The 24,014-nt window shown below is 34.9% G+C and carries 26 protein-coding genes; 12 read left to right on the top strand and 14 right to left on the bottom strand.

The window, feature by feature from the left end; genetic code table 11:
* Window positions 1–2 precede the first annotated feature (2 nt).
* A complete protein-coding gene (locus tag IL45_RS06595) occupies window positions 3–653 on the bottom strand; it encodes an L-threonylcarbamoyladenylate synthase (protein WP_081866554.1) in 651 nt (216 codons plus the stop codon).
* Between the two features lie 195 nt (window positions 654–848).
* Between IL45_RS06595 and IL45_RS06590 the strand changes: the two genes are divergently transcribed.
* The 4 genes from IL45_RS06590 to IL45_RS06575 all read left to right on the top strand — a co-directional run bounded on the left by IL45_RS06590 (window position 849) and on the right by IL45_RS06575 (window position 4,636).
* Entirely contained in the window at window positions 849–1,766 is a 918-nt protein-coding gene (locus tag IL45_RS06590; RefSeq protein WP_036581738.1) for a hypothetical protein, read from the top strand.
* A gap of 85 nt (window positions 1,767–1,851) precedes the next feature.
* Window positions 1,852–2,982, top strand: a complete 1,131-nt coding sequence (locus IL45_RS06585; protein ID WP_036581734.1) for a glycosyltransferase family 4 protein — start codon at window positions 1,852–1,854, stop codon at window positions 2,980–2,982.
* Window positions 2,983–3,029: 47 nt separating this feature from the next.
* Window positions 3,030–3,794 carry a lipopolysaccharide kinase InaA family protein gene (locus IL45_RS06580; protein WP_036581731.1) on the top strand — a complete coding sequence of 255 codons (765 nt, stop codon included), beginning with the start codon at window positions 3,030–3,032 and terminating at the stop codon, window positions 3,792–3,794.
* Window positions 3,795–3,796: 2 nt separating this feature from the next.
* Window positions 3,797–4,636, top strand: a complete 840-nt coding sequence (locus IL45_RS06575) for a glycosyltransferase family protein (protein WP_036581729.1) — start codon at window positions 3,797–3,799, stop codon at window positions 4,634–4,636.
* Window position 4,637: 1 nt separating this feature from the next.
* On the opposite strand, the gene IL45_RS06570 is transcribed toward IL45_RS06575, so the two are convergent.
* Window positions 4,638–5,402, bottom strand: coding sequence for a glycosyltransferase family 2 protein (locus tag IL45_RS06570; RefSeq protein ID WP_036581726.1), 765 nt, complete (start codon window positions 5,400–5,402; stop codon window positions 4,638–4,640).
* A gap of 105 nt (window positions 5,403–5,507) precedes the next feature.
* Between IL45_RS06570 and IL45_RS06565 the strand changes: the two genes are divergently transcribed.
* Window positions 5,508–6,335 carry a glycosyltransferase family 2 protein gene (locus tag IL45_RS06565; RefSeq protein ID WP_036582118.1) on the top strand — a complete coding sequence of 276 codons (828 nt, stop codon included), beginning with the start codon at window positions 5,508–5,510 and terminating at the stop codon, window positions 6,333–6,335.
* Between the two features lie 14 nt (window positions 6,336–6,349).
* Here the strand turns inward: IL45_RS06565 and IL45_RS06560 are convergent, their stop codons facing one another.
* Both IL45_RS06560 and IL45_RS06555 read right to left on the bottom strand, forming a co-directional pair.
* Window positions 6,350–7,414 (bottom strand): glycosyltransferase family 9 protein, encoded by a 1,065-nt coding sequence (locus IL45_RS06560; protein WP_036581724.1) that lies wholly within the window; start codon window positions 7,412–7,414, stop codon window positions 6,350–6,352.
* Window positions 7,414–8,229: a 2,3,4,5-tetrahydropyridine-2,6-dicarboxylate N-succinyltransferase gene (locus tag IL45_RS06555; RefSeq protein WP_036581723.1), complete on the bottom strand. Its 816-nt coding sequence runs from the start codon at window positions 8,227–8,229 to the stop codon at window positions 7,414–7,416. Before IL45_RS06555 ends, IL45_RS06560 begins: the two co-directional genes overlap by 1 nt.
* A gap of 104 nt (window positions 8,230–8,333) precedes the next feature.
* On the opposite strand from IL45_RS06555, the gene ruvX reads away from it, so the two are divergent.
* The 3 genes from ruvX to IL45_RS06540 are packed head-to-tail and all read left to right on the top strand — an operon-like array spanning window position 8,334 to window position 9,833.
* Complete coding sequence (ruvX, locus tag IL45_RS06550) at window positions 8,334–8,753, top strand: Holliday junction resolvase RuvX (protein ID WP_036581722.1); 420 nt, start codon at window positions 8,334–8,336, stop codon at window positions 8,751–8,753.
* A gap of 32 nt (window positions 8,754–8,785) precedes the next feature.
* A complete protein-coding gene (gene def, locus IL45_RS06545) occupies window positions 8,786–9,376 on the top strand; it encodes a peptide deformylase (protein ID WP_036581721.1) in 591 nt (196 codons plus the stop codon).
* A gap of 55 nt (window positions 9,377–9,431) precedes the next feature.
* A complete protein-coding gene (locus tag IL45_RS06540) occupies window positions 9,432–9,833 on the top strand; it encodes a DUF5606 family protein (RefSeq protein WP_036581717.1) in 402 nt (133 codons plus the stop codon).
* Window positions 9,834–9,912: 79 nt separating this feature from the next.
* On the opposite strand, the gene IL45_RS06535 is transcribed toward IL45_RS06540, so the two are convergent.
* The 4 genes from IL45_RS06535 to rlmD are packed head-to-tail and all read right to left on the bottom strand — an operon-like array spanning window position 9,913 to window position 13,953.
* On the bottom strand, window positions 9,913–10,605 hold the full coding sequence (locus tag IL45_RS06535; RefSeq protein ID WP_036581714.1) for a DUF6048 family protein: 693 nt from the start codon (window positions 10,603–10,605) through the stop codon (window positions 9,913–9,915).
* Window positions 10,589–11,107, bottom strand: coding sequence for a DUF6452 family protein (locus IL45_RS06530; protein ID WP_036581711.1), 519 nt, complete (start codon window positions 11,105–11,107; stop codon window positions 10,589–10,591). The genes IL45_RS06535 and IL45_RS06530 overlap by 17 nt, the downstream gene beginning before the upstream one ends.
* A complete protein-coding gene (locus IL45_RS06525; RefSeq protein WP_036581709.1) occupies window positions 11,094–12,527 on the bottom strand; it encodes a TlpA family protein disulfide reductase in 1,434 nt (477 codons plus the stop codon). Before IL45_RS06525 ends, IL45_RS06530 begins: the two co-directional genes overlap by 14 nt.
* 7 nt (window positions 12,528–12,534) lie before the next feature.
* Window positions 12,535–13,953 (bottom strand): 23S rRNA (uracil(1939)-C(5))-methyltransferase RlmD, encoded by a 1,419-nt coding sequence (rlmD, locus tag IL45_RS06520; RefSeq protein ID WP_036582117.1) that lies wholly within the window; start codon window positions 13,951–13,953, stop codon window positions 12,535–12,537.
* A gap of 119 nt (window positions 13,954–14,072) precedes the next feature.
* On the opposite strand from rlmD, the gene rocD reads away from it, so the two are divergent.
* On the top strand, window positions 14,073–15,350 hold the full coding sequence (rocD, locus tag IL45_RS06515; RefSeq protein ID WP_036582116.1) for an ornithine--oxo-acid transaminase: 1,278 nt from the start codon (window positions 14,073–14,075) through the stop codon (window positions 15,348–15,350).
* Between the two features lie 66 nt (window positions 15,351–15,416).
* Here rocD and IL45_RS06510 read toward each other — a convergent pair whose 3' ends face one another.
* The 4 genes from IL45_RS06510 to IL45_RS06495 all read right to left on the bottom strand — a co-directional run bounded on the left by IL45_RS06510 (window position 15,417) and on the right by IL45_RS06495 (window position 18,533).
* Window positions 15,417–15,779 carry a CCC motif membrane protein gene (locus tag IL45_RS06510; protein WP_036581707.1) on the bottom strand — a complete coding sequence of 121 codons (363 nt, stop codon included), beginning with the start codon at window positions 15,777–15,779 and terminating at the stop codon, window positions 15,417–15,419.
* 82 nt (window positions 15,780–15,861) lie between these two features.
* Window positions 15,862–16,203, bottom strand: a complete 342-nt coding sequence (locus IL45_RS06505; protein ID WP_036581704.1) for a CCC motif membrane protein — start codon at window positions 16,201–16,203, stop codon at window positions 15,862–15,864.
* A 13-nt stretch (window positions 16,204–16,216) separates the two neighbouring features.
* Window positions 16,217–16,510 carry a DUF2752 domain-containing protein gene (locus IL45_RS06500; RefSeq protein ID WP_036581701.1) on the bottom strand — a complete coding sequence of 98 codons (294 nt, stop codon included), beginning with the start codon at window positions 16,508–16,510 and terminating at the stop codon, window positions 16,217–16,219.
* A gap of 1 nt (window position 16,511) precedes the next feature.
* Window positions 16,512–18,533, bottom strand: coding sequence for a T9SS type A sorting domain-containing protein (locus IL45_RS06495; RefSeq protein ID WP_036581698.1), 2,022 nt, complete (start codon window positions 18,531–18,533; stop codon window positions 16,512–16,514).
* Window positions 18,534–18,649: 116 nt separating this feature from the next.
* Here IL45_RS06495 and IL45_RS15135 point away from each other — a divergent pair, with 116 nt between their 5' ends.
* Window positions 18,650–18,838, top strand: coding sequence for a hypothetical protein (locus tag IL45_RS15135; protein WP_036581696.1), 189 nt, complete (start codon window positions 18,650–18,652; stop codon window positions 18,836–18,838).
* Entirely contained in the window at window positions 18,831–19,364 is a 534-nt protein-coding gene (locus tag IL45_RS06485; protein ID WP_036582114.1) for a Smr/MutS family protein, read from the top strand. The genes IL45_RS15135 and IL45_RS06485 overlap by 8 nt, the downstream gene beginning before the upstream one ends.
* Window positions 19,365–19,369: 5 nt before the next feature.
* On the opposite strand, the gene IL45_RS14765 is transcribed toward IL45_RS06485, so the two are convergent.
* The gene (locus tag IL45_RS14765) at window positions 19,370–20,260 is read right to left on the bottom strand and encodes a hypothetical protein (RefSeq protein WP_170062958.1); all 891 of its coding nucleotides are present in this window, start codon (window positions 20,258–20,260) and stop codon (window positions 19,370–19,372) included.
* 73 nt (window positions 20,261–20,333) lie between these two features.
* On the opposite strand from IL45_RS14765, the gene IL45_RS06475 reads away from it, so the two are divergent.
* Window positions 20,334–21,485 carry a cysteine desulfurase family protein gene (locus tag IL45_RS06475; protein ID WP_036581694.1) on the top strand — a complete coding sequence of 384 codons (1,152 nt, stop codon included), beginning with the start codon at window positions 20,334–20,336 and terminating at the stop codon, window positions 21,483–21,485.
* A 37-nt stretch (window positions 21,486–21,522) separates the two neighbouring features.
* Here IL45_RS06475 and IL45_RS06470 read toward each other — a convergent pair whose 3' ends face one another.
* Window positions 21,523–23,961 carry a TonB-dependent receptor gene (locus IL45_RS06470; RefSeq protein ID WP_051788674.1) on the bottom strand — a complete coding sequence of 813 codons (2,439 nt, stop codon included), beginning with the start codon at window positions 23,959–23,961 and terminating at the stop codon, window positions 21,523–21,525.
* Window positions 23,962–24,014 lie beyond the last annotated feature (53 nt).

The following is a 24,014-nucleotide window of genomic DNA, read 5'->3' as shown; positions in this document are numbered from 1 at the left end:
TGTTACTTTCTCAATATTTTCATTGTTCCATCATTTGATATTTTAATGATGGATGATGGTGGGACATTAGTTTTTGTAAGTGGTAAATCTAAGATATGATCTATTCTACTTTTCAATTCTTCACTTATATCTATAAATCCTACGGGAGTTTTTTCTCCACTTAAGTTTGCGCTAGTTGAAACGATAGGCTTTCTTAATCCTCTGATCAATGCACGACATACTGGATCGTTAGTCACTCTTATGGCTAGTGTATTATCTGTGGCGATTAGATTCTCTGCAACAGCTTTAGGCCTGTCATAGATTATAGTAAGTGGCTTTTTATTTAATTTTAAAACTTGCCATGCCATCTCTGGCACTTCTTCAATATAACGGTCTAACATGTCAAAACTATCTACTAAGATAATTAGTGATTTTGCTGGATCTCTTTCTTTAATTTTATAAAGTTCTTCTACAGCATCATAGTTAGTGGCATCACAGCCTATACCATAAATCGTGTCTGTAGGATAAAGAATAATTTTACCTTTCTTTAAAGCAGTAACTGCTTCTCTTACATCTTCCATAGGTAAGTCTACAACTTCTTGCTTTTTCTTGCTAGGAGTGCGTCCTCTTACTTGATCTCTTCTGTTTCTATCGCGTTCACTGCGTCGTGGCATAATCTACTGTATTATTAGACTTCTAGGTATTCAAAAGCTCTTTTGGCAAAATTACGATTAAGCTCACGACTATATTAAAGTAAATGAAAAATTAACTATGATAATTTACGTAATCATAACTGCATGGTATTGTGGGAGAATCCTGTAAAATATTTTAACCTTTTATTTTCGTAAAATAATAAAACCAAAAAAACTATGAAAAAATTATTTTTAATCGCATTTGCATGCGTAGCATTTATTTCTTGTGAGAAAGAAGAAGTATTACGAGAAAAATCATCAGATTCAATGATGAAATTTGATGATTTAGATCACTTTATGAAAACTGTAGATCAAGTAACTGATCTTGAAACAGAGGAACAGGTTATCGAGTGGATAACTCAAAATAATATAAATAGTTTATTTTTAAGTGATAATCATGATCTTTTAAATAATAGCCCGAGATTTTTAGCTGCAATTTTGAATAAAAATGGTAACTGTACTATTAATGACAAGTTACTTTTAATAAATAATGGTTCAATATCAATCAAGGATCATGATGGTTCAGTAAAGGAAATTGGACGAATTAATATTTCATCTTCGTTGGATCAAAACTTCCCAACTGACTTAGCTAAGTCGAGTAATCACTACGTGATGGAAAAAGAATGGGAACAATTTAATAGAGTTTATTACAGAAATGGATGTGGAAATCCATTCCCTAAATCTTTAAAATATAGATTGGTTCATGAATTTAAAAAGATAGAAACTAGTTTTGCTGGTTACAATTGGGAAATTGAATATTCTGTTAATTTTAGAATGAGTTACAAAAGCTCAAGTTGGAAAGATGCAAATCAAACTGAAAGGTTATTAAGTTATAATCTAAATGGACTCATTCAAATAACAAGATTTGAAGGAGCAGTTGAGCATAGCATACCGGTAAACATTTCAGGATCTTATGACTGTAGTAACCCAGCTAAGGGAAACAGAAAACATGTTATTGGTACCCATAATGTAAGTAGTTCCTCTACAAGTAGCTCTGGGCGTAGTACTAAATACAGTGTTACAGGATCTATAAATCATCAAGTAAATGGTGATAATTCTAATGTTTATTACCACAATGTCAATTGGTTTAAATAACAATTTAACTAATTACTTATTAAAGGTTGTCCATGTGACAACCCTTTTTTATTTTAAAAAGTTAGATATTTGGATAAAGTAAATCATGAAAATACTACATCTTAACGGCCATAGACCTTATGGTGGTAATGAGCAGCAGTTAATAGATATTGCTCAAGCTATGATGGCACATGGTGTTGAGAATCATGTTTTTTTATTACCACACGGAATTCTAAAACAAAAATTAGTAGAATTTCCAAGTTTTGTAATTCATGAAAGCCCAAGAAAATATAAAAGCCGTAGTTCACAAAAGATGCTAAGAGATTTAGCAACTCAAATAAAGCCAGACCTTATTCATTTACATACCAGTAATGCAATTACACTTTTCTATTTTGCTTATCTATTCCATAAGCTAGAAATTCCTGTGGTAATGTCTAAAAAAGGAATGAGTGCAAGTATGAGCTTTCTAAGTAAGTTTAAGTACAATTTTTATAAAATTGATAAAATCTTATGCATTTCTACCTTTATTAAAGTAGCAATGGAAAACGTAGTGATGTTTAAAAAAAACTATCACAAACTAGAAATAATAACAGATGGTGTTTTAAGAGAGCGATGTGAATCACAATCTGCGCTAGTTGAGGATATTATCGTGAAAAATGATACTTCTATTCATGTAGTTAATATCGCAAATCATAATGCTGCAAAGGATTTAGAAACTCTCATTAAGACTATTGATTATACTGTAAATCATTTAGGATATAAGGATTTCAAAGTACACCAGTTTGGCTACTTAAGTAAATTAACAGAGCAATTAAACCGTCAAATTTCAGAATATAAAATTCAGGATTACATTCAATTTTATGGATTTACTGATAATGCTAGTGGATACCTACAATCATTTGATATATTTATAATGAGTTCCGAACGTGAAGGTGGACCAAGTGCGGTGCTAGAAGCCATGTGTCATGGATTACCTGTTATAAGTACTAACGTAGGTGTCATTCCAGATGCCATAAATAATGGTGTAAACGGTTATGTAGTTCCCGTAAAAGATTTTAAAAAAATGGCAACTTCTTTAGTTGAACTTGCAAATAATACGCAACTGCGAAAACAATTTTCTAGAAATGCTATAGATATTTTTAATTCCAATTTTACTGCTCAAAAAGTCGCTTTACAAACTTATGAACTTTACAAAACGATTATCGAGAATAAAAACTACTCTAAATATAAAATATAAATCAAAACAAAGGATGTGTATTTATCAACTTCTCGTAGTTTTGACACATGAAAAGCGTTTATCAAGATTCATATCAATATTTAAAACCTTCAATAGAAGGAGCGATTACTCGTTTTGACCAGATAGGAAAGTCATTACACGATGGACGTAATGTGGTAAAAGTTATTGATGTAGATGGTGAATCTCTTAATTTTAAGAGATTCAGAAAGCCTAATGCTATTAATAAAATAGTATATAGATTTTTCAGAAAATCAAAAGCACAACGTTCTTTTGAGTATGCTACAATCCTTATGGAAAAAGGAATAGGTACACCAGATCCTATCGCTTATCTAGAACAAAAATCCTTGTTTAATTTTGGTATTAGTTTCTATATTTCAAAGCAATTAAATTGCGATTTTACCTATCGAGAGCTTATTAATGACGACTCAATAGAAGATAAGGAACAAATTCTAAAAGAGTTTACTAGATTTATTTATCATATGCACGAGTCCGGTGTTTATTTTTTAGATAATTCACCAGGAAACACCTTAATCGCTAAGGTAGGTGATCATTATGAATTTACTTTGGTCGATTTGAACCGCATGAAGTTTTATGAGATTCCATGGGATGACCGTCTTAAAAATTTTGAAAGACTGTCACCTCATAAATGGATGTATGAAGTAATGGGAAAGGAATATGCTACTCTTTCGCGGAAGCGTCCTGAGGAAACAATTGCACAAATGTGGAAGTACACACAGGACTTTCAAGAAGCTTTTCATCGGAAGAAGCGTTTGAAGAATAAGTTTAAATCTATTTTTAAAGGAAACAAATAGCTATGAAGTTAAGTGAAATACCAGGTTCCATTTATCATAGCGCTAAAATGTTATGTATTTCTAGAAAGAAGTTAGGGAAGAATCCGGTGAAACGTATTCCGGTAATTGTATCTCTTACTTCAATCCCTACGAGACTTAAAACATTATCAATCACCATACGTAGTATGATGATGCAAGAATACCAGCCAGAAAAAATTATATTATGGCTCAAGAAAGATTTGAAAGATGAAATCCCGGCTTCATTGCGCAAATTAGAAGGTGATTTATTTGAGATTCGATTTTCTAAATATGGATTTTCACACCGCAAGTTGATTCATAGCCTAGAGGCATTTCCAGATAAAGCTATCATTACCTGTGATGATGATGTAATTTACCATCCATCTACGTTAAGGATCACTTATGAAGAGTATCTTAAGTATCCACAAAGCGTCATAGGAAATCGCTGTCGTAATATTACCTATAAAGATGGCAAGTTATTGTCCTATGGAAAGTGGCCTTTCATAAATCAAATGCCACCATATTCTCAACTGGTCATGCCAGTAGGTGCTTTTTGTGTGTTGTATCCAGCAGGTAGTCTAGATAGTAGAGTGCAGGATGTAGAATTGTTTATGAAACTAGCTCCTAAGGCAGACGATCTATGGTTTAAAATGATGGCTGTGTTAAATGGTACTTTATCAATTAAGAACAGTTCAGAGATCATCGATCCAGTGCCTATTATAGGAACACAATTTGTTGCTCTTAAAACGGTAAATAAAGGTCAAGATCTTAATAGGGTACAATGGAACGCCTTGATGGATTATTTTAAACTCACACCTGAAAAATTAAAAGAAAAGCTAGGGTAGTTTACTCCAGATCGCGACGATAAAGCCATAACTTTACATAACGCATAAAGATCCCATAGCTTCTTAAGTAAGCAATTGAGAACCCTACAAAACCGTCTAAAAACCCTAGTTGTACAAAGTAATGTTTTGTAAAACCCCACATGGGCTTAATAACAACGTGAAAGGCTGTTATTTTCCCTACTTTTTTATCAAAATCACGAGCTTGTAAACCTGCGTATCGTTGTAACTTATCGACATGATGATCGATGCTTATATACTTGTAGTGTAATAGTTTGTTTTCTAACCAACCTACTTTACCGTCGGCCTCAATTTCTGAATGTACATGTTTATCAACATATTTACATTTAGATTTTTTAAAGAGACGTATAACGCGATCATTTTTCCATCCACTATGGCGTATTTGCTTTCCCATGAAGAAGTTGCGACGCTTCATCCAGTAACCTACTTCTTCACGATCATCTATAGTTTCTAGTAGTGTGAGGATTTCTTCTCTTAATGCAGGCGTTACTCGCTCATCTGCATCTACTAATAGAATCCATTCATGTTTTGCTTGCGGGATTGCCCAGTTTTTTTGAGAAGCACTATGTACGTACTCTCTAGTTAATAGTTTTGTGATATGTGGTTGTGCTAGTTCTATACTATTGTCAGTACTATTACTGTCTACTAAGATAACTTCATCACAAAAATCAACACTCTTTAAAACTTCAACAATATTGTGTGCCTCATTGTATGCAGGTACTATAGCAGATAATGAAACTTTAGACATATGGCAGGTAGGTTCTGGGGTTTACTGAGCAAAAATAAACTTGTAATTCATATAACCGCTTATGAATCACTAAATTTGTCGAAATTTACAGTATTATTCTTTTTTATGATAGAAAATCCGTCTATATCTGTTGTCATTAGTACATATAACTCAGTAGAGTGGTTAGAAAAAACCTTGTGGAGTTATGAGCATCAAATCTTTAGGGAATTTGAAATCGTAATTGCAGATGATGGAAGTGGTCAAGAAACTAAAGATTTTATAGATCATTATAGAACCATTTCTTCAAAACCTATCATTCATGTCTGGCATGAGGATAATGGTTTTCAAAAAAGTGAGATTCTTAACAAAGCATTGATGGCTTGTACTTCTCCATATGTAGTCATGACTGACGGAGACTGTATTGCTAGAGAAGACTTTTTACAGATTCATTACGAGCGCCGTTCGCCAGGATATTTTCTATCTGGTGGTTACTATAAATTACCTCTTGATTTATCTCAATCCATTACTAAGGAAGATATAGCAACGCAAAAGTGTTTTGATTTAAAATGGTTGAAAGAAAATGGGTTGCCATCTTCTTATAAAAACCAAAAGCTTACTTCAGGATTTGTTCAGGCAGGAGTTATGGAACGTTTAACGCCTACTAATGCTAGTTGGAATGGTCACAACTCTAGTGGCTGGTTAACCGATTTAAAAGCTGTAAATGGTTTTGACGAGCGTATGCAATATGGCGGACAGGATAGAGAACTAGGAGAACGCTTATTCAATTATGGTATTAAGTCTAAACAGATTAGATATAGTGCTATATGTCTACATTTAGACCATGCGCGTGGTTATAAAAACCAAGAATCAATAGATAAAAATCTAGCCATAAGAAAAGCTACTCGCACTGAAAAGAAGGACTACACGCCTTATGGAATTGTGAAAAAATCTTAATTGAGGCGGCAATTTTAATAATTCCCATCCACAAACTTTTTCAAATTTTCAAACATTAACTCAGGCTTAAAATGTTGATATAGTTCTTGCGCTTGTTTTTTAAAAGCACTCGCTTTTTTTGTACCATAAAGTTCTGCCTTAACGTCTTTAAGGTGAACAGAAATGTGTTTCTTTCCATCTTCACCAGCGTTCCAAGAACGTTTATTGATCCATGGGCTGAAAATAGCAAAGCTAGGTATATCCAGTGCCTTACCCATATTTATAGCGCCACCTTCATTGCCTATTACAGTAGTACAGTGGTGAAGAACTTTTAGATAGTCACGTAAACTAGGAGTAATCGCGTTTATAAAAATATGTTTTTGTGTTTCAGGTAGACAAGCATTGTATATTTCAAAAGCTTGATCTTTTTGTGAAGGCAGGTAATTAAAAAGTACCTGACTACCACTTTCTTGAACCGTTAGGTCAACAACTTGTGCCATATAAATCAAAGGTAGAGTCTTGTTCATACTAGACCCTAAAGCACTCACCATTGTAATAGGTGAGTTCAAATCAAGCCCGTTTTCTAGCAACCATTTCTTACCTTCTTGCTTTTCGGATTCAGAAAGATGAATTTTAGGTAATAAATCCCATTGTACGTTTTGAGTCAACGATGTGGTTAAAAGCAAGCGACTACCTAATGATAATCCTGTTTTATAAATTGCAGAATCAGGACTATTTTTTATAGCGGTTGTGTAAACCCATGGTGCAAACCACTTTTTATATCCTATTCTTTGAACAGCGCCCACTATTCTAGATAGTAATGCGCTGTTGTTTTTCCCATAGGCATCTATGGAAATAGAATAGTTGTTTTTTTTGAGCTTTCGCGCAAGCGTGAACACACCTCTCCAGCTATCAAACTCTTTATTGTCTACACAAATAAATTTATCAATAGCTGTGTTACCTTCTACAACAGCAAGTGCTGTTTTAGAAATCAGATAATGAATTTGAGCGTCTGGATAGATGATTTTTAACTGCTCTGCGATGATAGTACTGGTCAGTACATCACCTATCATTTTATATTGAATGAGCAGTATATTCACTAAACTGCTACATTATACTCACGCAACGCGTCGTTCAAAGAAGTCTTTTTATTAGTACTTTCTTTGCGTTTACCTATGATTAATGCACATGGTACATTATAAGTTCCAGAAGGAAACTCTTTTGAATAACTGCCAGGAATCACTACTGATCTTTCAGGTACACGTCCTTTCATTTCAACTGGCTCATCACCGGTAACATCTATAATCTTTGTACTCATTGTAAGTACAACATTTGCACCTAACACGGCTTCTTTTTCTACATGTACTCCTTCTACAACGATGCATCTAGATCCTATAAACGCGCCATCTTCTATAATTACTGGTGCGGCTTGTAATGGTTCAAGAACACCACCTATACCTACACCACCGCTTAAGTGTACATTTTTTCCAATTTGAGCACAACTACCTACGGTAGCCCAAGTGTCAACCATGGTGCCTTCATCTACATAGGCACCTATGTTGATATAACTAGGCATCATTATGACACCTTTTGAAATATAAGCACCATGTCTAGCAACGGCATGTGGTACAACACGTATTCCTTTATCTGCATATCCAGTTTTAAGCGGAATTTTATCGTGAAATTCTAATGGACCACATTCAATAGTCTCCATTTTCTGTATAGGGAAATAAAGAACTACTGCTTTTTTAACCCATTCATTTACGACCCAACCATCTTCACTAGGTTGTGCCACTCGCAAAGTACCGCGATCTAACATTTCTACAACCTCTCTAATAGCAGTTTGAGTTACTGCATTCTCTAGCTGGGAACGATCATCCCATGCTGCTTCTATAACGTTTTGTAATTGATCCAAAGCTTTTGATTTTTTACAAATATAAATGGAAACATTTATAGGTTTTCATGCCTTGGCTCGATTTTAGCAACTAGTTCACAAATAACCTTATTTTTGCAGTTCTTATGAGTAGAATACTGGCTATAGATTATGGTAAAAAACGAACCGGTATCGCGGTAACAGATCCTATGCAAATTATTGCGTCTGGACTGACTACTGTTGCGACGCATGAATTGTCGGTTTTTATAGAAAAGTATTTAAAGTCTGAAGATGTAGAAACCATTGTCATTGGTGAGCCTAAACAGATGGACTATACAGATAGTGAGTTGGGTAGTGTTATTCACGCTTTCGCGAAAGCATTACAAGAAAAATATCCTCACATAACTATCGAAAGAGTCGATGAGCGATTTACTTCAAAGATGGCTTTTCAGACTATGATTGATAGTGGATTGAGTAAATCCAAGCGTAGGAATAAGGCGCTAGTAGATGAAATCGCCGCGACTATTATATTGCAAACATTTATGGACAAGAAAAGTCCTTTTTAAATAGAATTATTAAAATTAATCATTCAGAACACATGATTTATCCTATAGTCGCTTATGGCGATCCAGTATTAAGAAAAGTAGCAAAGGATATCACACCTGATTATCCTAATCTAGATAAAGTTCTAGAAAATATGTGGGAAACCATGTATGGAGCGAGTGGAGTAGGGCTGGCGGCACCACAGGTAGGTATGCCTATTCGTATTTTTTTGGTAGATACATCACCTTTTGGAGATGATCCAGATTTATCACCTGAAGAGCAGAAACAGTTAGGTTCTTTTAAGAAGGCTTTTATAAATGCGCATATCGTAGAAGAGAATGGAGAAGAATGGGCTTTTAATGAAGGTTGTCTAAGTATACCTAATGTAAGAGAAGATGTTTTTAGACCAGAAGAAGTGACCATTAGGTACAGTGATGAAAATTTTAATGAAGTAACCGAGACTTATACGGGTTTAATGGCTCGTGTTATTCAACATGAGTATGATCATATTGAAGGAATTTTATTTACTGATAAAATATCTTCCCTAAAAAAGCGATTAATAAAAGGGAAGCTTGCTAATATTTCTAAAGGAAAAGTAAGTATCGATTATCGCATGCGTTTTCCAGAAGTGAAAGGAAGAAAATAATCACCATTTTAAAGATGAGGTTTAATATATTTGCCGTCCTCAGAAAAAGAAGAATATGAGTTTAGAAAACATTTTATCAGTAACAGGTAAGCCAGGTTTATATCAATTAAAGACTAAAACCCGTAATGGTTTTGTAGTCGAATCTTTAATCGATAAGAAAACAGCTATAATAGGAATCAACCATAACGTGAGTGTACTTAAAGATATCTCTATTTATACTTATGAGACTGAAGTACCGCTTAAGGAAGTGTTTCAAAAGATTGCTGAAAAAGAAAATCAAGGTCCTTCAATCAATCACAAAGTAAGTAAGAAAGAACTACAGTCTTATTTTAGTGAGGTGTTACCTAACTATGACGAGGATCGAGTTTATGCTAGTGATATTAAAAAGGTTGTGCAATGGTATAACTTACTTCAATCTAATGATTTATTAAATTCTCTTAGTCAAGAAGAAGAATAGAGTTAGATTATGATATAAGAAGATAAAAAAAGCCTTTCTGAATTGAAAGGCTTTTTTTATAAGTGATAGTTTAATGCTTTTATTTCTTGAAAAATGGAATGCGGTACATCAGACCATAAGTATAACCTACACCTATTTCACTAGTGTCATAAGTTTTACCAAAGCCTGGTACATACAAGTTGTCAAAATTATCAGGAGTTTTTTCTGTAATCATTCTCTTTAACTGCACGTTTGCCACCATATATAAATTAGGTAATACTTCAACCTTTATACCTAGTTGTAATTCTAACCATACTGCGGTAAGACCTTTAAACTCTCTGTCTACAACATTAGTGAAAACAGGGAAATAACTATTGTCTTGAGCATAGTCATACCTCAATAAATTCTGTGAAAAATTTGCGGCACCTAGTCGTGCGCCAAAATAAATCATGTTATCCATGTCTAGCCAGTTTTGATATAAGTTGTAATCAATACCTGCTTTAAAATATGAACCGCTGGTTTTAAAATCTATTCTGTCAGAATTACGATCTATATTTTCATTACCTAATTCCCCAGCGATGTATAACTTATTTTTTATTCTGTAATCTCCTAAGATTTGAAACCCATTATATTCTGGATCAATACCAGTACGTATTAAACTGGCTGCATCTATTCCTAACCGCAAACCATAGGTGCGTTTATATTGAACGCTGTCAACTGCAGTTTTCTCTTGCGTTTGTGAAAACGCTACGAAACCTACAAGTAATATTAATATGTTAGTGACGTATCTCAATGTGTATGTCGTTATTTGATGTAACTTCAGGAGTAACTACTTGAATGTTTATAATCCATTCATCACCAGTAGGTTCAGGTAATCTGAATGCGCCTAGTTCATTATAAACAATTTTAAAACCACATGCTCTATTAATGTAAATTTCATCAAGATTATAATTAAAGTCTATGCTATCTATATTAGTGCCGTCATCATCATCTAAGAAAAATTCATAGCTAGTGTTATTGCTATCTGTTCTTAATGGTATTGCAATAGAGTCAACGGCGGTGAGTAAGGTTGAACCTTCACTGTCTAAAGGAGCAAATTCTGTAAAACCTATCTCTCTTATTTGTAATTGTTCTACCTCTTTAGATTCTTCTGGATTACCTATATCAGTGAATTTAATAATTAAACGTGGTGTTACGCTTAATGAAGGGTCGCATAAATCATCTTTTTCACAACTAGATAAACCAGTCATTAAAAGGATAATACTTAGTAATAAAGTGTAGTTATATTTCTTCATTAATTAAGCCTGTAAGAATCTCGGTAGTTTTAGCATAACTAGGTCTGTGAATGTAGTCAGATAAAACGATGTCTCCGTTTTTATTTATAATTGTGTAAGTAGGAAAACCTTCTAAATTTATTTGTTTGAAGATAGGTCTTGATTGATCTTCAGTTAAAAAGTAATGCTTTCCAGCGATTTTGAATTTTGAAATAGAAGGTATATAACCAGCTTCCTTACTTTGGTGACATAAATACACAAATTCAACATCATCCTTAAATTTCTCATGCAATGCTGGTGAGGCATTTTTAAACTCACTTTTACATGGTCCACACCATGTTGCCCAATTATCAATATAGATCACTTTACCATCAGCATTTTCTATAATTTCATCTATGAATTGAGTAGCATCTTCAGATTTAAAAGTTAAAAGCTCTGTATCTACAGGTAATTCTGGGTTATTAAGTAATTTTTTTACTTCGTCATATTTCTGTGACACTGTTGCTAGAATAGGAGTATTATTAAAAACAAGGTCAACTTCATCTTTATGGTTTTCATAAAAAGAAACATTGTTGTCTTCTAACTTATTCATTACCTTACTTTGTAATATTTTCTTTTTTAAATAGTCATTGTTTTCTAACGACATTAAACGGTTCATAAAAGCTTTTTCTCTCGAGTCAGTTGTATTTTCTAAAGCATCTACTTCCCATACATAACCTAGATAATTTGCAATCATCGCAGGGTTATTGGTGTTGAGATCATATTCTTTTTTGTACTCTGGTAAATTATTAAAGCTATTTGTGAATGTACTATCGTTTAACGCAACAGCTCCTTGTGGACTATAAAGAGCATAGGCGAGTTTTTTTGCAGGTATTAAAAATGCCTCTTCAGACATTACATAATCTTGTAAAACTTGCTGGTCATGATTAGCTAGAAAATCCTTATTATAAGATTGAACTTCAATAGATATACTGTCTAGTAATAAAGCATAATCTTGTGGTGACAAGACTTCTTCAGATTCTAATAATTTCTCTGTTGGATTGTTGTCTTTATAGGCAGTAAGAGCTGTGTTGACATCTCCACCTTTCCCATCATAAGTTACATTTTCAAATCTCGCATCTGTAGCAATATGAATAGAATCACCAGGACTAATCAGTAATTGAACGCCATAATCACCATATATAGATATACTCATAGATCTGTCTATCGGTAGTGTAGATGTAAAAGCACCATCTTTCCCTACTTCAATTTCTATCTGGTCATAATCTGCTTTGGTTTCATTGTATAGATAAGTAACCAATTTTTCTGGAATATCTATTGAGTCAACAGCAGTGATTTTACCTGATATTTGAGCTTCTTTACGTATCGATTCGTTATCTTGTTTATCACCACAGGCTATAAAGCTTGCAATAATAAGAACGATAAAGAGTGATTTTTTCATAATAGAATTATTTTATTATTTCTAAAAGCACAACACTTTCTACATGATGCGTTTGCGGGAACATATCTACTGGTTGATATTTTACCACTTTATATTGTTCTTTTAATAACGCAAGATCTCTAGCTTGTGTTGCACTGTTACAACTTACATAAACGATTCGTGGTGCAGCAAGAGCTAGTAATTGTGCTACAACATCTTTATGCATACCATCACGTGGTGGATCTGTGATAACCACATCTGGTGCGCCATGTTCAGCGATAAAATCTGCAGTAAAAACATCTCTCATATCACCAGCAAAAAATGTGGTATTGTCTATATTATTGTGTGCTGCGTTTGTCTTTGCATCTTCAATCGCTACAGGAACAGATTCGATTCCTACTACATGTTTAGCCTTCTTTGCTACAAATTGTGCAATAGTTCCAGTACCTGTATATAAGTCATAAACTAATTCCTTGCCTGTTAATCCTGCAAAGTCTCTTGTGATTTTATATAATTCATAGGCTTGCTGTGAGTTAGTCTGATAGAAAGATTTTGCGTTGATTTTAAACTGTAATCCTTCCATTTCTTCAAAGATATGATCACGTCCATCATAACATATAACCTCTTGATCATAAATAGTATCGTTAGCCTTTTCATTTATAATGTACTGCAACGATTTAATTTGAGGAAAAGAAGTTTTCAAGTGCTCCAATAAAGCTATTCTAGCATTTTCATCTTCCTTAAAGAATTGTATCACAACCATCGTTTCTCCTATGGATGACATACGCAGCATTAATGTCCTTAAAACACCAGTTTTTTCTCTAGGATTAAAGTATTCTATATGTTCCGCTTCCGCGAAAGCGTGAACACTCAACCTTATCTGCTCTCCAATGGTAGGATGTAAATGACATTCATCTAGGTGCAATATTTTATCCCACATTCCTGGAATGTGAAAGCCTAACGCTTTTTTATCTTCGATTTGAACATCACTCTGAATTTCTTCTAAGGTCAACCATCTGCTGGCTGAAAAGCTGAATTCCATCTTATTGCGATAGTAATACTGATCTGCGGATCCTGCAATAGGAGTAACCTCTGGTAAGTCTAAATGACCTATTCTGGTTAGGTTTTCAACAACTTCTTTTTGTTTAAAAAACAGCTGGCTATCATAAGCCATATGTTGCCACTTACAACCACCACAGGTTCCAAAGTGCTTGCAGACCGGCTTTGTACGACGATCTGAAAGGGTATGAAAAACAGTCGCTTCTCCTTCATAAAAAGATTTTCTCTTTTTGAAAGTTTTGATGTCTACCACATCACCTGGTACTGCATTTTTTAAAAATATCACGGCGCCATCTTCAGTTTTGGCTACGCTTTTCCCTTTTGCTCCGGCATCTACTACAGGAACATTTTCAAAGGTTTTATTTGCTCGATTTCTTCTTTTTGACATGTGTCCAAATTTAAGAGAATAGACTGAGGTGTAGCTCATAATTTCTATAAAATTTAAGCTATAGCTTCATGTCTTGGACAGCTCTTTTTGTAAATTGCGACTTAGATAAAAAACAACTTATGAGCACAGCGACTAAAAATGGAAGTCAACATTACATAGATCTAGAAGATGAACATGGAGCACATAATTATCATCCACTACCAGTGGTACTTGAGAAAGGTGATGGTGTATATGTATGGGATGTAGAAGGTAAGCGTTACTATGATTTTTTAAGTGCTTACTCTGCAGTAAATCAAGGACATTGTCATCCTGCGATTGTAGATGCTATGAACCAGCAAGCACAAACATTAACCTTAACATCGCGAGCTTTTCATAACGATAAGTTAGGCGTTTATGAAAAATACATGACCGAGTATTTTGGCTTTGATAAAGTACTGCCGATGAATACTGGTGCTGAAGCAGTGGAGACCGCTATCAAAATTGCTCGTAAATGGGCTTATGAGAAAAAAGGCGTTGCAGAGCATGAAGCAAAAATTATAGTTGCCGAGAATAATTTTCACGGTCGTACTACAACCATTATATCATTCTCAAATGATGAAGGTGCACGTAAAAACTTTGGTCCTTATACACCTGGTTTTATTAAGATTCCTTATGATGATACGGCTGCCCTAGAAGAAGCATTGCAGCAAGATAATGTGGCAGGTTTTCTTGTAGAGCCTATTCAAGGTGAAGCTGGTGTTTACACTCCAGATGATAATTATATGAGAGCATCGCAAGAACTTTGTAAAAAGTACAACGCTCTTTTTATTGCAGATGAAATACAAACAGGAATCGCTAGAACCGGTGCTTTACTTGCGGTATGTGGTAAATGTGATTGTGCTGGACATTGTGAAAAGCAAGCCGCAACTTATGCGCAGCCAGATGTTCTGATATTAGGAAAAGCTTTATCTGGTGGAGCTTATCCCGTAAGTGCAGTACTGTCAAATAATGAAATAATGAATGTCATTAAACCTGGACAGCATGGAAGTACCTTTGGTGGTAATCCAGTAGCAGCGGTAGTAGGTATGGCAGCACTTGATGTTGTAAAGGATGAGAAGTTAGCTCAAAATGCACGTGAATTAGGTAATCACTTTAGATCTCGAATTAATGAATATATAGAGACTACTGATACAGTAACTTTAGTAAGAGGTCGTGGTTTATTAAACGCGATTGTGATTAACGATACTGAAGAAGGTGATACAGCGTGGAACATATGCTTAAAGCTTCGCGATAACGGATTGCTAGCTAAACCTACACATGGTAATATTATTAGATTTGCACCACCATTGGTAATGACTCAAGAGCAACTAGATGAATGTATCGATATCATTATTCATACTTTAAAGAGTTTTGAATAAACCATATTAATTAAAATAAAAAGGCTCGCAATTGCGAGCCTTTTTATTTTAAAAGATGTCGTAATGTTATCTACATCCTGCTTCTTCCATGGCATCGTATAATGGAGCTAGTTGCTCTTCAGTAACGCCTGGATTATTTAAAGCAAATTCTATATACCATTCATAAAATTCACATTGGTTGAAATAAAACCAAATGATAAACGCTAATCCGATTAGAGAAATAACTAATGATACTATAGCTAGTGTTTTTGCTGTTTTCATTGCTTTTCCATTACTGTAAAGTTCAGGATCTGCATTGTACTTAGCTAGTTCTTTGTTTGCTAGAACTAGTGCTATGATGGCTGCAATAGTACCTATTCCATAGAAACAACAACATAAGAAACCAACAACCGAAAGGATGTATATGGCAGTGGTGTTTAATTTTTGCATGATTTATATTTTGATTAAAACGTAAAAATAATAAAAAAGGGAACGCATTGCGTTCCCTTATAAAATTTATGAAAAGATCGGATTAATATCCAGCGTCTTCCATCATTTCTGGATCCATACCAAATTGTTCTAGCATTTCACGTTGTTGTTGAGCTCTTTCTTCTGGAGTTGTAGAAACAAAGTTGTAAATACTATAAAGAGCCATTAGTCCTGCTATTACAGTAACTACTAATGAAACAGTTTTTGCTGTTTTCATCGCTGGTCCATTAGAGTATGCCTCTGGATTAGCTTCATATTCTTTAACTCCTTTGTTTGCAAGGTAGAATGCGATTCCGGCTGGTATCACTCCGACACCACTGAAGCAACAGCATATAAAACCTACTACAGATAGTATGTAAACTAGGGTTGTGTTTAATTTTTGCATAATGATTGATTGGTTAAAAGATTAATTTAATGATATAGTTAATTAAAATAGTTCCTATGGTGAGTATAGCGAGTGTAAGCTTTATTTTCTCTCCATGTTTAATTTTAAAGAACCAGTCAAATGTAAGAAAAACAAAAAGAAAAAACATCGGGTAAATTCCCGGATACATAAAGAATGCATCAACAACTTCGCCTTTCATTAAAAAGGAAATGGACCGCTGGATACCACATCCAGGACAGTCCATTCCAGTCATTTTTTTACTCATGCATGGTAGCATCCAGCTATCATCGGCATTTAGTATATTCATATTAATTACTGATACTCACTTTTACAGCAGCTTCTCTTTGGTCAGCAGTAATCACTCTTACGATGTAGATTCCTGTGCTAAAGTTACTTGTTTCAAAAGTATAAGTACTATTAGAAGTTCCTTCTTTACTTGAGATTAGTTCTTTTCCAGCAAGGTCAAATAAAGAGATGTTGCTTACCTCGATTCCATTAGGATTGAAGATAGTTAATTCTTGACGACTATTGTTTTGTACTATATCAAATTCTTTTTCAGCGTTAACAATTTCATCATTAGAAAGTGTTGTCGGGTCTTGAAAAATAATTTCAAAACGATCATCAATAGTTCCTGCTGCTAAAGAAATAGTAGATGTACCATTCTTTAAGTCATATGTTGTGTTGGTATATTTATCATGTAAGATAATATATGGTGTGTCAAAGTTTTGTAACGCTTTAATATTGAATTCAAAAATGCTATTGTTAGCTAAATCAAAACTAAGAGGTACTTTTTTATCTGTTGAAAAAGGTATTGAGTTAATCACAAGGCCTTGATCCTCAACTTCCATATATACATCGTTGACTTGCTTATTATTAGCTATAGGGCCTTCCCATCCATAGTCTAAGTCCATAGTTGTACTTGGCTCAAATTGCAATACTAGTTCTCTTACATACAGATCATTAATAGCAACATTGAATCTGATTGCTGGTAATACGTTTGCAGGCGTTCCATTAATAGGGTTGTTATTATTGCTACCTGGTGCCGATGCAAAGAATGATAAATCGCCGTCACTCTCTTTATAAAAAGTACGTTGACTATTATTAAAAGTTATAGTTCCATCACCATCTCCTGCAGAGAAAGTTCCACCAGTTCCGGCAACAGGATTACCTGCGCTATTGTTAGCTAGTGTTGGGTCAGTTGATCTTGTAACCACAAAACCTTGACCTATCGCAGCATATCTTCTTCCACCAGAAGCTCCTGCTGGTGATACAAATCCGCCTGCGCCTCCTGAGATATTACCATTAGAAGGTGTTCCGTCAGAATTGTAGCGACTGTATGCTGCAGATGCATAAATACCATCATCAAGATACTCACCATTACCGTCTACAGCGAAACCATTAGGTACATATGTTCCGTATCCACCTATATAGTCAGTAAGCTGATGGCTTGTACTTTTTGATTCCCAAAAGTAAATTACTGGATCAATTTGTGATAAAGAAGATGAAGGATTGGTATTATCCTCTAAAAACTTTTTCATATCCAATGCGCTAGGATAAGGATTACCTATAATGGCTACGTCATCTAATGCGATAGTCATTGAAATGTCACCGTTAAGAGGTCTTCCTCTAAAATCTATTCTCTGACCTAAAAAGCCAGTAACAGCATTTGAAACTAAGTTAGGTCCACCACCGACTTGTTCTACACCTTTCATAGTAAAAGCTATTCCAGGTTCTACATCTGCTGTAATTACTCTAGTCCAGTTACCGTAACTTCCGTTTCCACTTCCTGCTAGATCATATTTGTACAACCATCGACCTGAAATCTCTAAAGGTCTAGTAACGGTTAGTGTAGATAAATCCTGGACATCAGATCTTCCAGTTGGATTACCAATTCCGGTTAACGTTGCTTTTTGTGCATCGATAACCAAATTAGTTCTCAAGTCGGTATTTGGAGCAGCAGCGTCAAAACCGGTTTCAGTAAATCCAGCTTGTAATACCGGAAAGTAAATTTGTTCACTTAAGTCAAAATCTTGATTTCCTATGCCTGTTGGGTTTCCTACCGGAGAAGACCAATAATTATAAGTGTACTCATTTGATGTTCCTTCTTGAAATACAGATAAAACACCAGCTCCTTCATTATCTACATCATCACCTTGAATTAATTGAGCTTCGTTTCTTAAATATAACTTTCCGTTAGTAGAAAGATTTATTTTCCCTTTAGCATATAGATTAGTTCCTTTTGAATAAATAAATCCATCACCTACATATACCTGTGCAGATAATGAACTGATGAATAGAACTGCGAGAATGCTTAAAATAAAATTTTTCATATAAATACTATTAACTAGCGATTACAAAATAAAAGCTTTTCATACCTATACCGTAAAAGTTTCATGTAAATATTAATTATGTACACTTAAATTAGATGTATGGTGTAAATTTGACGATGAATATGATAAATATAAAACAATTTAACGGGATTGCACTTGTTGCAGGTATACTATTTTTCCTGTGCTCTATGTATTTTGAAAAAGGTGTTTTGTTCTTTCAAGTCGCTGGGATAGTTTCACTTATGATTGCTGCTTATCTTTATAGTCGTAATCGAGAAGATGATAATATTGATGAAAATGAGTAAATTTCAAGTAGGTGATCGAGTATTGGTGTTAGACGATGAGTTTGGTGGAGTGGTCGCTTCCGCGAAAGCGGAACAAATAACGATTATTACTGACGATGATATTGAAATTGAATATAATGAATCAGAGCTTATTTTAGATCAAAGGTTTAAGGTAGACCGTGTTGTTGTTAAGGAAGAAGTACCTATTCAAAAAGGAAAAAAGCGACAGGTTTCTCGTAAAAAATCTAAAGAAATACCTGCCATTGAGGTGGATTTACACATACATCAATTAGTAAAGAGTGAACGTGGTATGGACGCCTATGATAAGCTTAATACACAAATGGATACTGCTCGATATAAACTAGAATGGGCTCGTAAAGAACGCATTCCTAAACTAGTTTTTATTCATGGTATAGGTGAAGGTGTGCTTAAAAAAGAACTAGAATTTTTGTTTGATCGTTATAGTGATATAACCTATTATGATGCAGATTTTCAGAAATATGGAAGAGGCGCCACAGAGGTTTACATCTATCAGAATCCTAAATAAATGTTCTAAGGAACAAAATTAGGTGTTATAGTCGTTGTAACTGTTCTTACAAATGTTCCGAACTCATAAAAAGCAATGATAATTTCGCGACTATCACTAGTTGCTGTTAAATCTTCTATACTAATATCTAAATTTGCTGTACTTGAGTATTCATGTGGTCTAAATGTGTCAATTGCTGGACTAGCCATTTCTATAGAATTGATAAGATAGTAGGGTTGTAAATCTGTCCCGACTAAAAGACGGTCATTTGCAGGACTTAAATCTCGGTTAAGGTCCTCTTGTATGGTTGGGATGCCATCTCCATCGTCGTCATTATCAAGATAATCTGGTGTTCCATCACCATCTGTGTCTTGGCTCAAAGAAAGGTCGGTAAGATTAATACCTTCATTAATGGTTAATACATTATCACCATCATCGTCTTCATCGATGTAATCTGGCAATCCATCCATATCTGTGTCTTGTAACGTGGCTATTCCTTCGTCCACAGCACTGATTCCATCATTATCTTCTTCTTCAATACTGGTTGTAATATAGACATCGCCATCTTCTCCTATAAAAGTTTGTAATGTGGTAGGGCTCGACGGTGGTATATCATTACAAAAATAATCACTACCTGCTGCGTCACTAAGTTTACGGTATTCTAAATCATTAGTAATTAAAGAATATGGACCATGTGTTGCCTCAGAACTCAAAATATCGTCTATTGTAGATAACTGTAATGATATTGTTTCGGTATCGTTAATCATATAGAATAGATAGTCTGATGTGTCACCATCGTCAGGGATTTCACATGCTTGAACAGTTGCGCCTTCAAAATCTAAATCTTCTAGAATTAAGTCGCCATCATCACAGCCAATTAAAGCTATAGGGATTATTAGGTAAAGCAGTTTTTTCATATCTTCAAAAATAAGGATTACTATTCGAGCTTTAAAGTTAATTTTTAAGGTCATTTCTTTTACTTTTGCCGGCATGAGACAAGTATATTTAGATAGTGCCGCTACCACACAAATGAGAACTGAAGTAATCGACGAGATGACTCGTGTAATGCAGGACATTTATGGTAACCCTAGCAGCACACATAGTTATGGTCGCAGTGCAAAATCATTAATAGAAAATGCTCGTAAGAACATCGCAGCTCAACTAGGTGTTACAGCAGCAGAAATCATTTTTACCTCTGGTGGTACTGAAGCAGATAATCTAGCCATTCACAGTTGTGTTCGTGATCTAGGAGTACAACGTATCATTACCACAAAAATTGAGCACCATGCTGTTCTTTATATTGTAGACTACTGTAAAGAAAAATATGGAACTCATGTTGAATATTTAGATTTACAAGATTGTGGAACGCCTAGTTATGATCACCTACAAGAGTTACTTAAAGATGAGTCTCAAAAAACTCTTGTAAGCTTGATGCATATTAATAATGAGATAGGTAACAAATTAGATATCGATCGAGTAGGGAATATGTGTAAAAAATATAATACACTTTTTCATAGTGATTGTGTGCAATCCATAGGTCATTATGAAATGGACTTTTCTAAACTTCCTGTTGATTTTACCGCGGTAAGCGCGCATAAATTCCACGGTCCTAAAGGTGTTGGGTTTGCTTTTATTAGAAAAGGTACCGGTTTAAAACCATTAATTTTAGGTGGTGCACAAGAACGTGGTTACCGCGCTGGTACAGAAAGTGTGCATAATATTGTAGGTATGGATAAGTCTTTATCTATGGCTTATGAAAATCTAGAAAAAGAACGCGAGTATGTTAAAGATCTCAAAGATTATTTTAAAGCTCAGCTGTTAGAAAAAATACCAGGTGTCAAGTTCAACGGGAATTGTGGTGATCATGAAAACAGTACGTTTACTTTATTAAACGTCTGTCTTCCTTGTCCTGCAGATAAGGCAGCGATGTTGCTTTTCACAATGGATCTTAAAGGAATTGCTTGTTCTAAAGGTAGTGCTTGCCAGAGTGGTTCTCAAAAAGGCTCTCACGTATTAACTAATGTTTTGGCAGACGAGGATTTAAATAAACCTAGTCTGAGATTTAGCTTCTCTATTTTTAATACCAAAGAAGAGCTGGATTATGTGGTGGATGTTTTAGTAGAGTATTTAGAGTCTATTTAATACGCTTTCGCGAAAGCGTCATTTTAAAGCTAAACTTTTACAATCTAGCTACCAATCTTACATTAAATACTCGTGGCGTTAACTCATTAGGTATAGCAAATTGCTGCTGACTAGAAACGTCACGTACCCAAATATTAGTGATCGAGTTACTTTCATCAAAGATGTTATAAATCTCTGCACCAATGGTCACTTCAGCAAAATTGCTGAATAATTTACTAGACTTTTTATCGTCTTTCAATACTAAATTGATACCTATATCTGCTCTACGATAATCCTGTAAACGGAACTGAAAATCATATGGGTCTGCATAATTAGGTGATCCACCTGGTAAGCCTGTATTATATACTAAGTTTAAATACATTTTTAAATGAGGCATGTTAGGAACATAGTCTTGAAATAATGCAGCAAATTTTAATCGCTGATCTGTTGGTCTTGCGATGTAGCCTCTATCATTTAAATTCTCTTCTGTCTTTAAATATCCAGCACTGAACCAGCTTTCGGTACCTGGTACAAATTCACCATTAATGCGCAAGTCTACACCATAGGCATATGCAACGGCATCATTATTTGCTCTGTACCTGATGCGTACGTTTTCTAGCGTATAAGTATTTACATCTGTCAAATCTTTGTAATAAACTTCAGTTGTTAATTTAAAAGGTCGTTTTTTACCATCGCTAGATATCCAGTTAAAACTCCAGTCGTTTCCTATTACAGCATGAATGGATTTTTGTGCTTTTACAGCAGGATTTACTACACCTTGCTGGTCACGTAACTCTCTATAGAATGGTGGCTGGTAATACAGCCCACCAGAAATGCGGAAGAGCATATCAGTATTATTCCAGGCTGGTTTAATAGCGAGTTGACCACGTGGCGAGACTACCGTTTGTGTTGTGCTTTCAATGCCGTCACCACTTACATTCCAGGTATGGGAACGTATCCCAGCGTTCCAAAAAACCTCTGTGTCTTTGATATAACCACGACTGCTATATTGACCAAATAATTGATAACGTGTCACTTGTACATCATTATCTGCACTAGTGGATTCAAAAGGAACGAGTGGTCCAGTAAAAGGTTCATAAGGTTGATCGTTTGCTAGGTCAGCAAATGGTGGTCTTATATTAAAACCTGCACTGTCGATCACGTTATATTCTCGTACACGATCTCTTATATCTTCTTTAGAGAATTTAATTCCCCAATCGAGGCGATCGTTTTCTTTTTTATCACTTGGGAATTCTAGCGTTCCTCTATGTTCTGCAGTAACAATAAGTGCGTCTAGATCATTACGACCATGCTCTAACTCTGAACCTATAGCTGTGGTAAAATCTACTTGTCCTAAGTCTGCGCCACCTATATCCGTGTTTGGTCTTCCAAGACCATAGTTAGCTAAAATATCATAATGCTCTTGTTCTTGAGTATGATAAACACTAGTAATAAACCTTAGGCTTAAATTTTCGGTAGCGTCATAACTAGCTTTAAGGGCTCCAAAATAGGTTTCATACTGATCATCTTCACGACCTTGATAACGTATCACGATAGCTTGTGGATCTTGTAGTGTTCCAAAATTAGTTTGTCTAAATCGTGGCTCAAATTCATAACTGTTAATCGCAATGTTACCTAAAAAGCCCAGTTCTAACTTTGGATTGATTTTATAAGTCAAGTAGGTCTGTGCGTCAAAGAATCTTGGTATAGCATTAGCTTCGGTTTCTCTAGAATTTACTAATAAACTGTTATCTCTGTAACGCACACCTAGTATTCCTGTAAACGCTTTCGCGAAAGCGTCTCCTTCAACAAACGCATTAACACCTAGTAAACTGGCATCTATTCCTGCACCAAAGGCTGTAGGGCGACGGTAATCAATGTCTAATACAGAACTCAGTTTATCACCATATTTAGATTGAAAACCACCAGCACTAAAGTCTACACTACGCACCATATCTGAATTTACAAAACTCAATCCTTCTTGCTGACCGCTGCGTATTAAGAATGGTCTATAAACTTCAATTTCATTGATGTAGATTAGGTTTTCATCAAAGTTTCCACCGCGAGCACGATATTGTGTGCTTAATTCATTGCTGCCGCTTACACCAGGTAATGATTTTAAAATGTTCTCTACACCAGGTTGTGCTCCAGGGATTTTACGTATCACCTTTGCACTTATGGTTGTAATACCTTCTAGGTCCTCACGTGTAGTAGTGTTTAAAACTACTGTGTCTATAATCTCAATACTTGAAACCATCACAGGATTTAATTCATAAACCTGAAGATTTTTAAGGGTTAATTCCTTTTGTCCACCTTTATAACTTATTGCGGTAAATGTGATGACCACTTTTTGATTTGCAGGCACTTTTAATTGATAGAATCCATTTTCATTAGAGGCTGTTCCAATTGTAGTGCCTTGTATAGATACATTTACATCTTTTACAGGTTCATTAAATTCATCTAGAATAACACCTTGTATAGTGGCTTGTTGAGCCATTGTGATAAGGCTTAAAAGGAATGCAGCGAGGAAAAGGTAGGTCTTCAAATGTC

Source organism: Nonlabens ulvanivorans, from assembly GCF_000732625.1.
GTDB lineage: Bacteria > Bacteroidota > Bacteroidia > Flavobacteriales > Flavobacteriaceae > Nonlabens > Nonlabens ulvanivorans.
This window is presented reverse-complemented; position numbering and strand designations above follow the sequence as displayed.

Excerpts from the sequence above, each read along its gene's own strand:
- IL45_RS06580 (WP_036581731.1), top strand. The coding sequence starts at position 3,030 with ATGAAAAGCGTTTATCAAGATTCATATCAATATTTAAAACCTTCAATA.
- IL45_RS06595 (WP_081866554.1), bottom strand. The coding sequence starts at position 653 with ATGCCACGACGCAGTGAACGCGATAGAAACAGAAGAGATCAAGTAAGA.
- IL45_RS06500 (WP_036581701.1), bottom strand. The coding sequence starts at position 16,510 with ATGAATATACTAAATGCCGATGATAGCTGGATGCTACCATGCATGAGT.
- IL45_RS06570 (WP_036581726.1), bottom strand. The coding sequence starts at position 5,402 with ATGTCTAAAGTTTCATTATCTGCTATAGTACCTGCATACAATGAGGCA.
- IL45_RS06510 (WP_036581707.1), bottom strand. The coding sequence starts at position 15,779 with ATGCAAAAATTAAACACCACTGCCATATACATCCTTTCGGTTGTTGGT.
- IL45_RS06525 (WP_036581709.1), bottom strand. The coding sequence starts at position 12,527 with ATGAAAAAATCACTCTTTATCGTTCTTATTATTGCAAGCTTTATAGCC.
- IL45_RS06485 (WP_036582114.1), top strand. The coding sequence starts at position 18,831 with ATGAGTAAATTTCAAGTAGGTGATCGAGTATTGGTGTTAGACGATGAG.
- rlmD (WP_036582117.1), bottom strand. The coding sequence starts at position 13,953 with ATGTCAAAAAGAAGAAATCGAGCAAATAAAACCTTTGAAAATGTTCCT.
- ruvX (WP_036581722.1), top strand. The coding sequence starts at position 8,334 with ATGAGTAGAATACTGGCTATAGATTATGGTAAAAAACGAACCGGTATC.
- IL45_RS06470 (WP_051788674.1), bottom strand. The coding sequence starts at position 23,961 with ATGGCTCAACAAGCCACTATACAAGGTGTTATTCTAGATGAATTTAAT.
- IL45_RS06565 (WP_036582118.1), top strand. The coding sequence starts at position 5,508 with ATGATAGAAAATCCGTCTATATCTGTTGTCATTAGTACATATAACTCA.
- IL45_RS06575 (WP_036581729.1), top strand. The coding sequence starts at position 3,797 with ATGAAGTTAAGTGAAATACCAGGTTCCATTTATCATAGCGCTAAAATG.
- IL45_RS15135 (WP_036581696.1), top strand. The coding sequence starts at position 18,650 with ATGAATATGATAAATATAAAACAATTTAACGGGATTGCACTTGTTGCA.
- IL45_RS14765 (WP_170062958.1), bottom strand. The coding sequence starts at position 20,260 with ATGAAAAAACTGCTTTACCTAATAATCCCTATAGCTTTAATTGGCTGT.
- IL45_RS06475 (WP_036581694.1), top strand. The coding sequence starts at position 20,334 with ATGAGACAAGTATATTTAGATAGTGCCGCTACCACACAAATGAGAACT.
- IL45_RS06505 (WP_036581704.1), bottom strand. The coding sequence starts at position 16,203 with ATGCAAAAATTAAACACAACCCTAGTTTACATACTATCTGTAGTAGGT.
- rocD (WP_036582116.1), top strand. The coding sequence starts at position 14,073 with ATGAGCACAGCGACTAAAAATGGAAGTCAACATTACATAGATCTAGAA.
- def (WP_036581721.1), top strand. The coding sequence starts at position 8,786 with ATGATTTATCCTATAGTCGCTTATGGCGATCCAGTATTAAGAAAAGTA.
- IL45_RS06495 (WP_036581698.1), bottom strand. The coding sequence starts at position 18,533 with ATGAAAAATTTTATTTTAAGCATTCTCGCAGTTCTATTCATCAGTTCA.
- IL45_RS06540 (WP_036581717.1), top strand. The coding sequence starts at position 9,432 with ATGAGTTTAGAAAACATTTTATCAGTAACAGGTAAGCCAGGTTTATAT.
- IL45_RS06585 (WP_036581734.1), top strand. The coding sequence starts at position 1,852 with ATGAAAATACTACATCTTAACGGCCATAGACCTTATGGTGGTAATGAG.
- IL45_RS06530 (WP_036581711.1), bottom strand. The coding sequence starts at position 11,107 with ATGAAGAAATATAACTACACTTTATTACTAAGTATTATCCTTTTAATG.
- IL45_RS06590 (WP_036581738.1), top strand. The coding sequence starts at position 849 with ATGAAAAAATTATTTTTAATCGCATTTGCATGCGTAGCATTTATTTCT.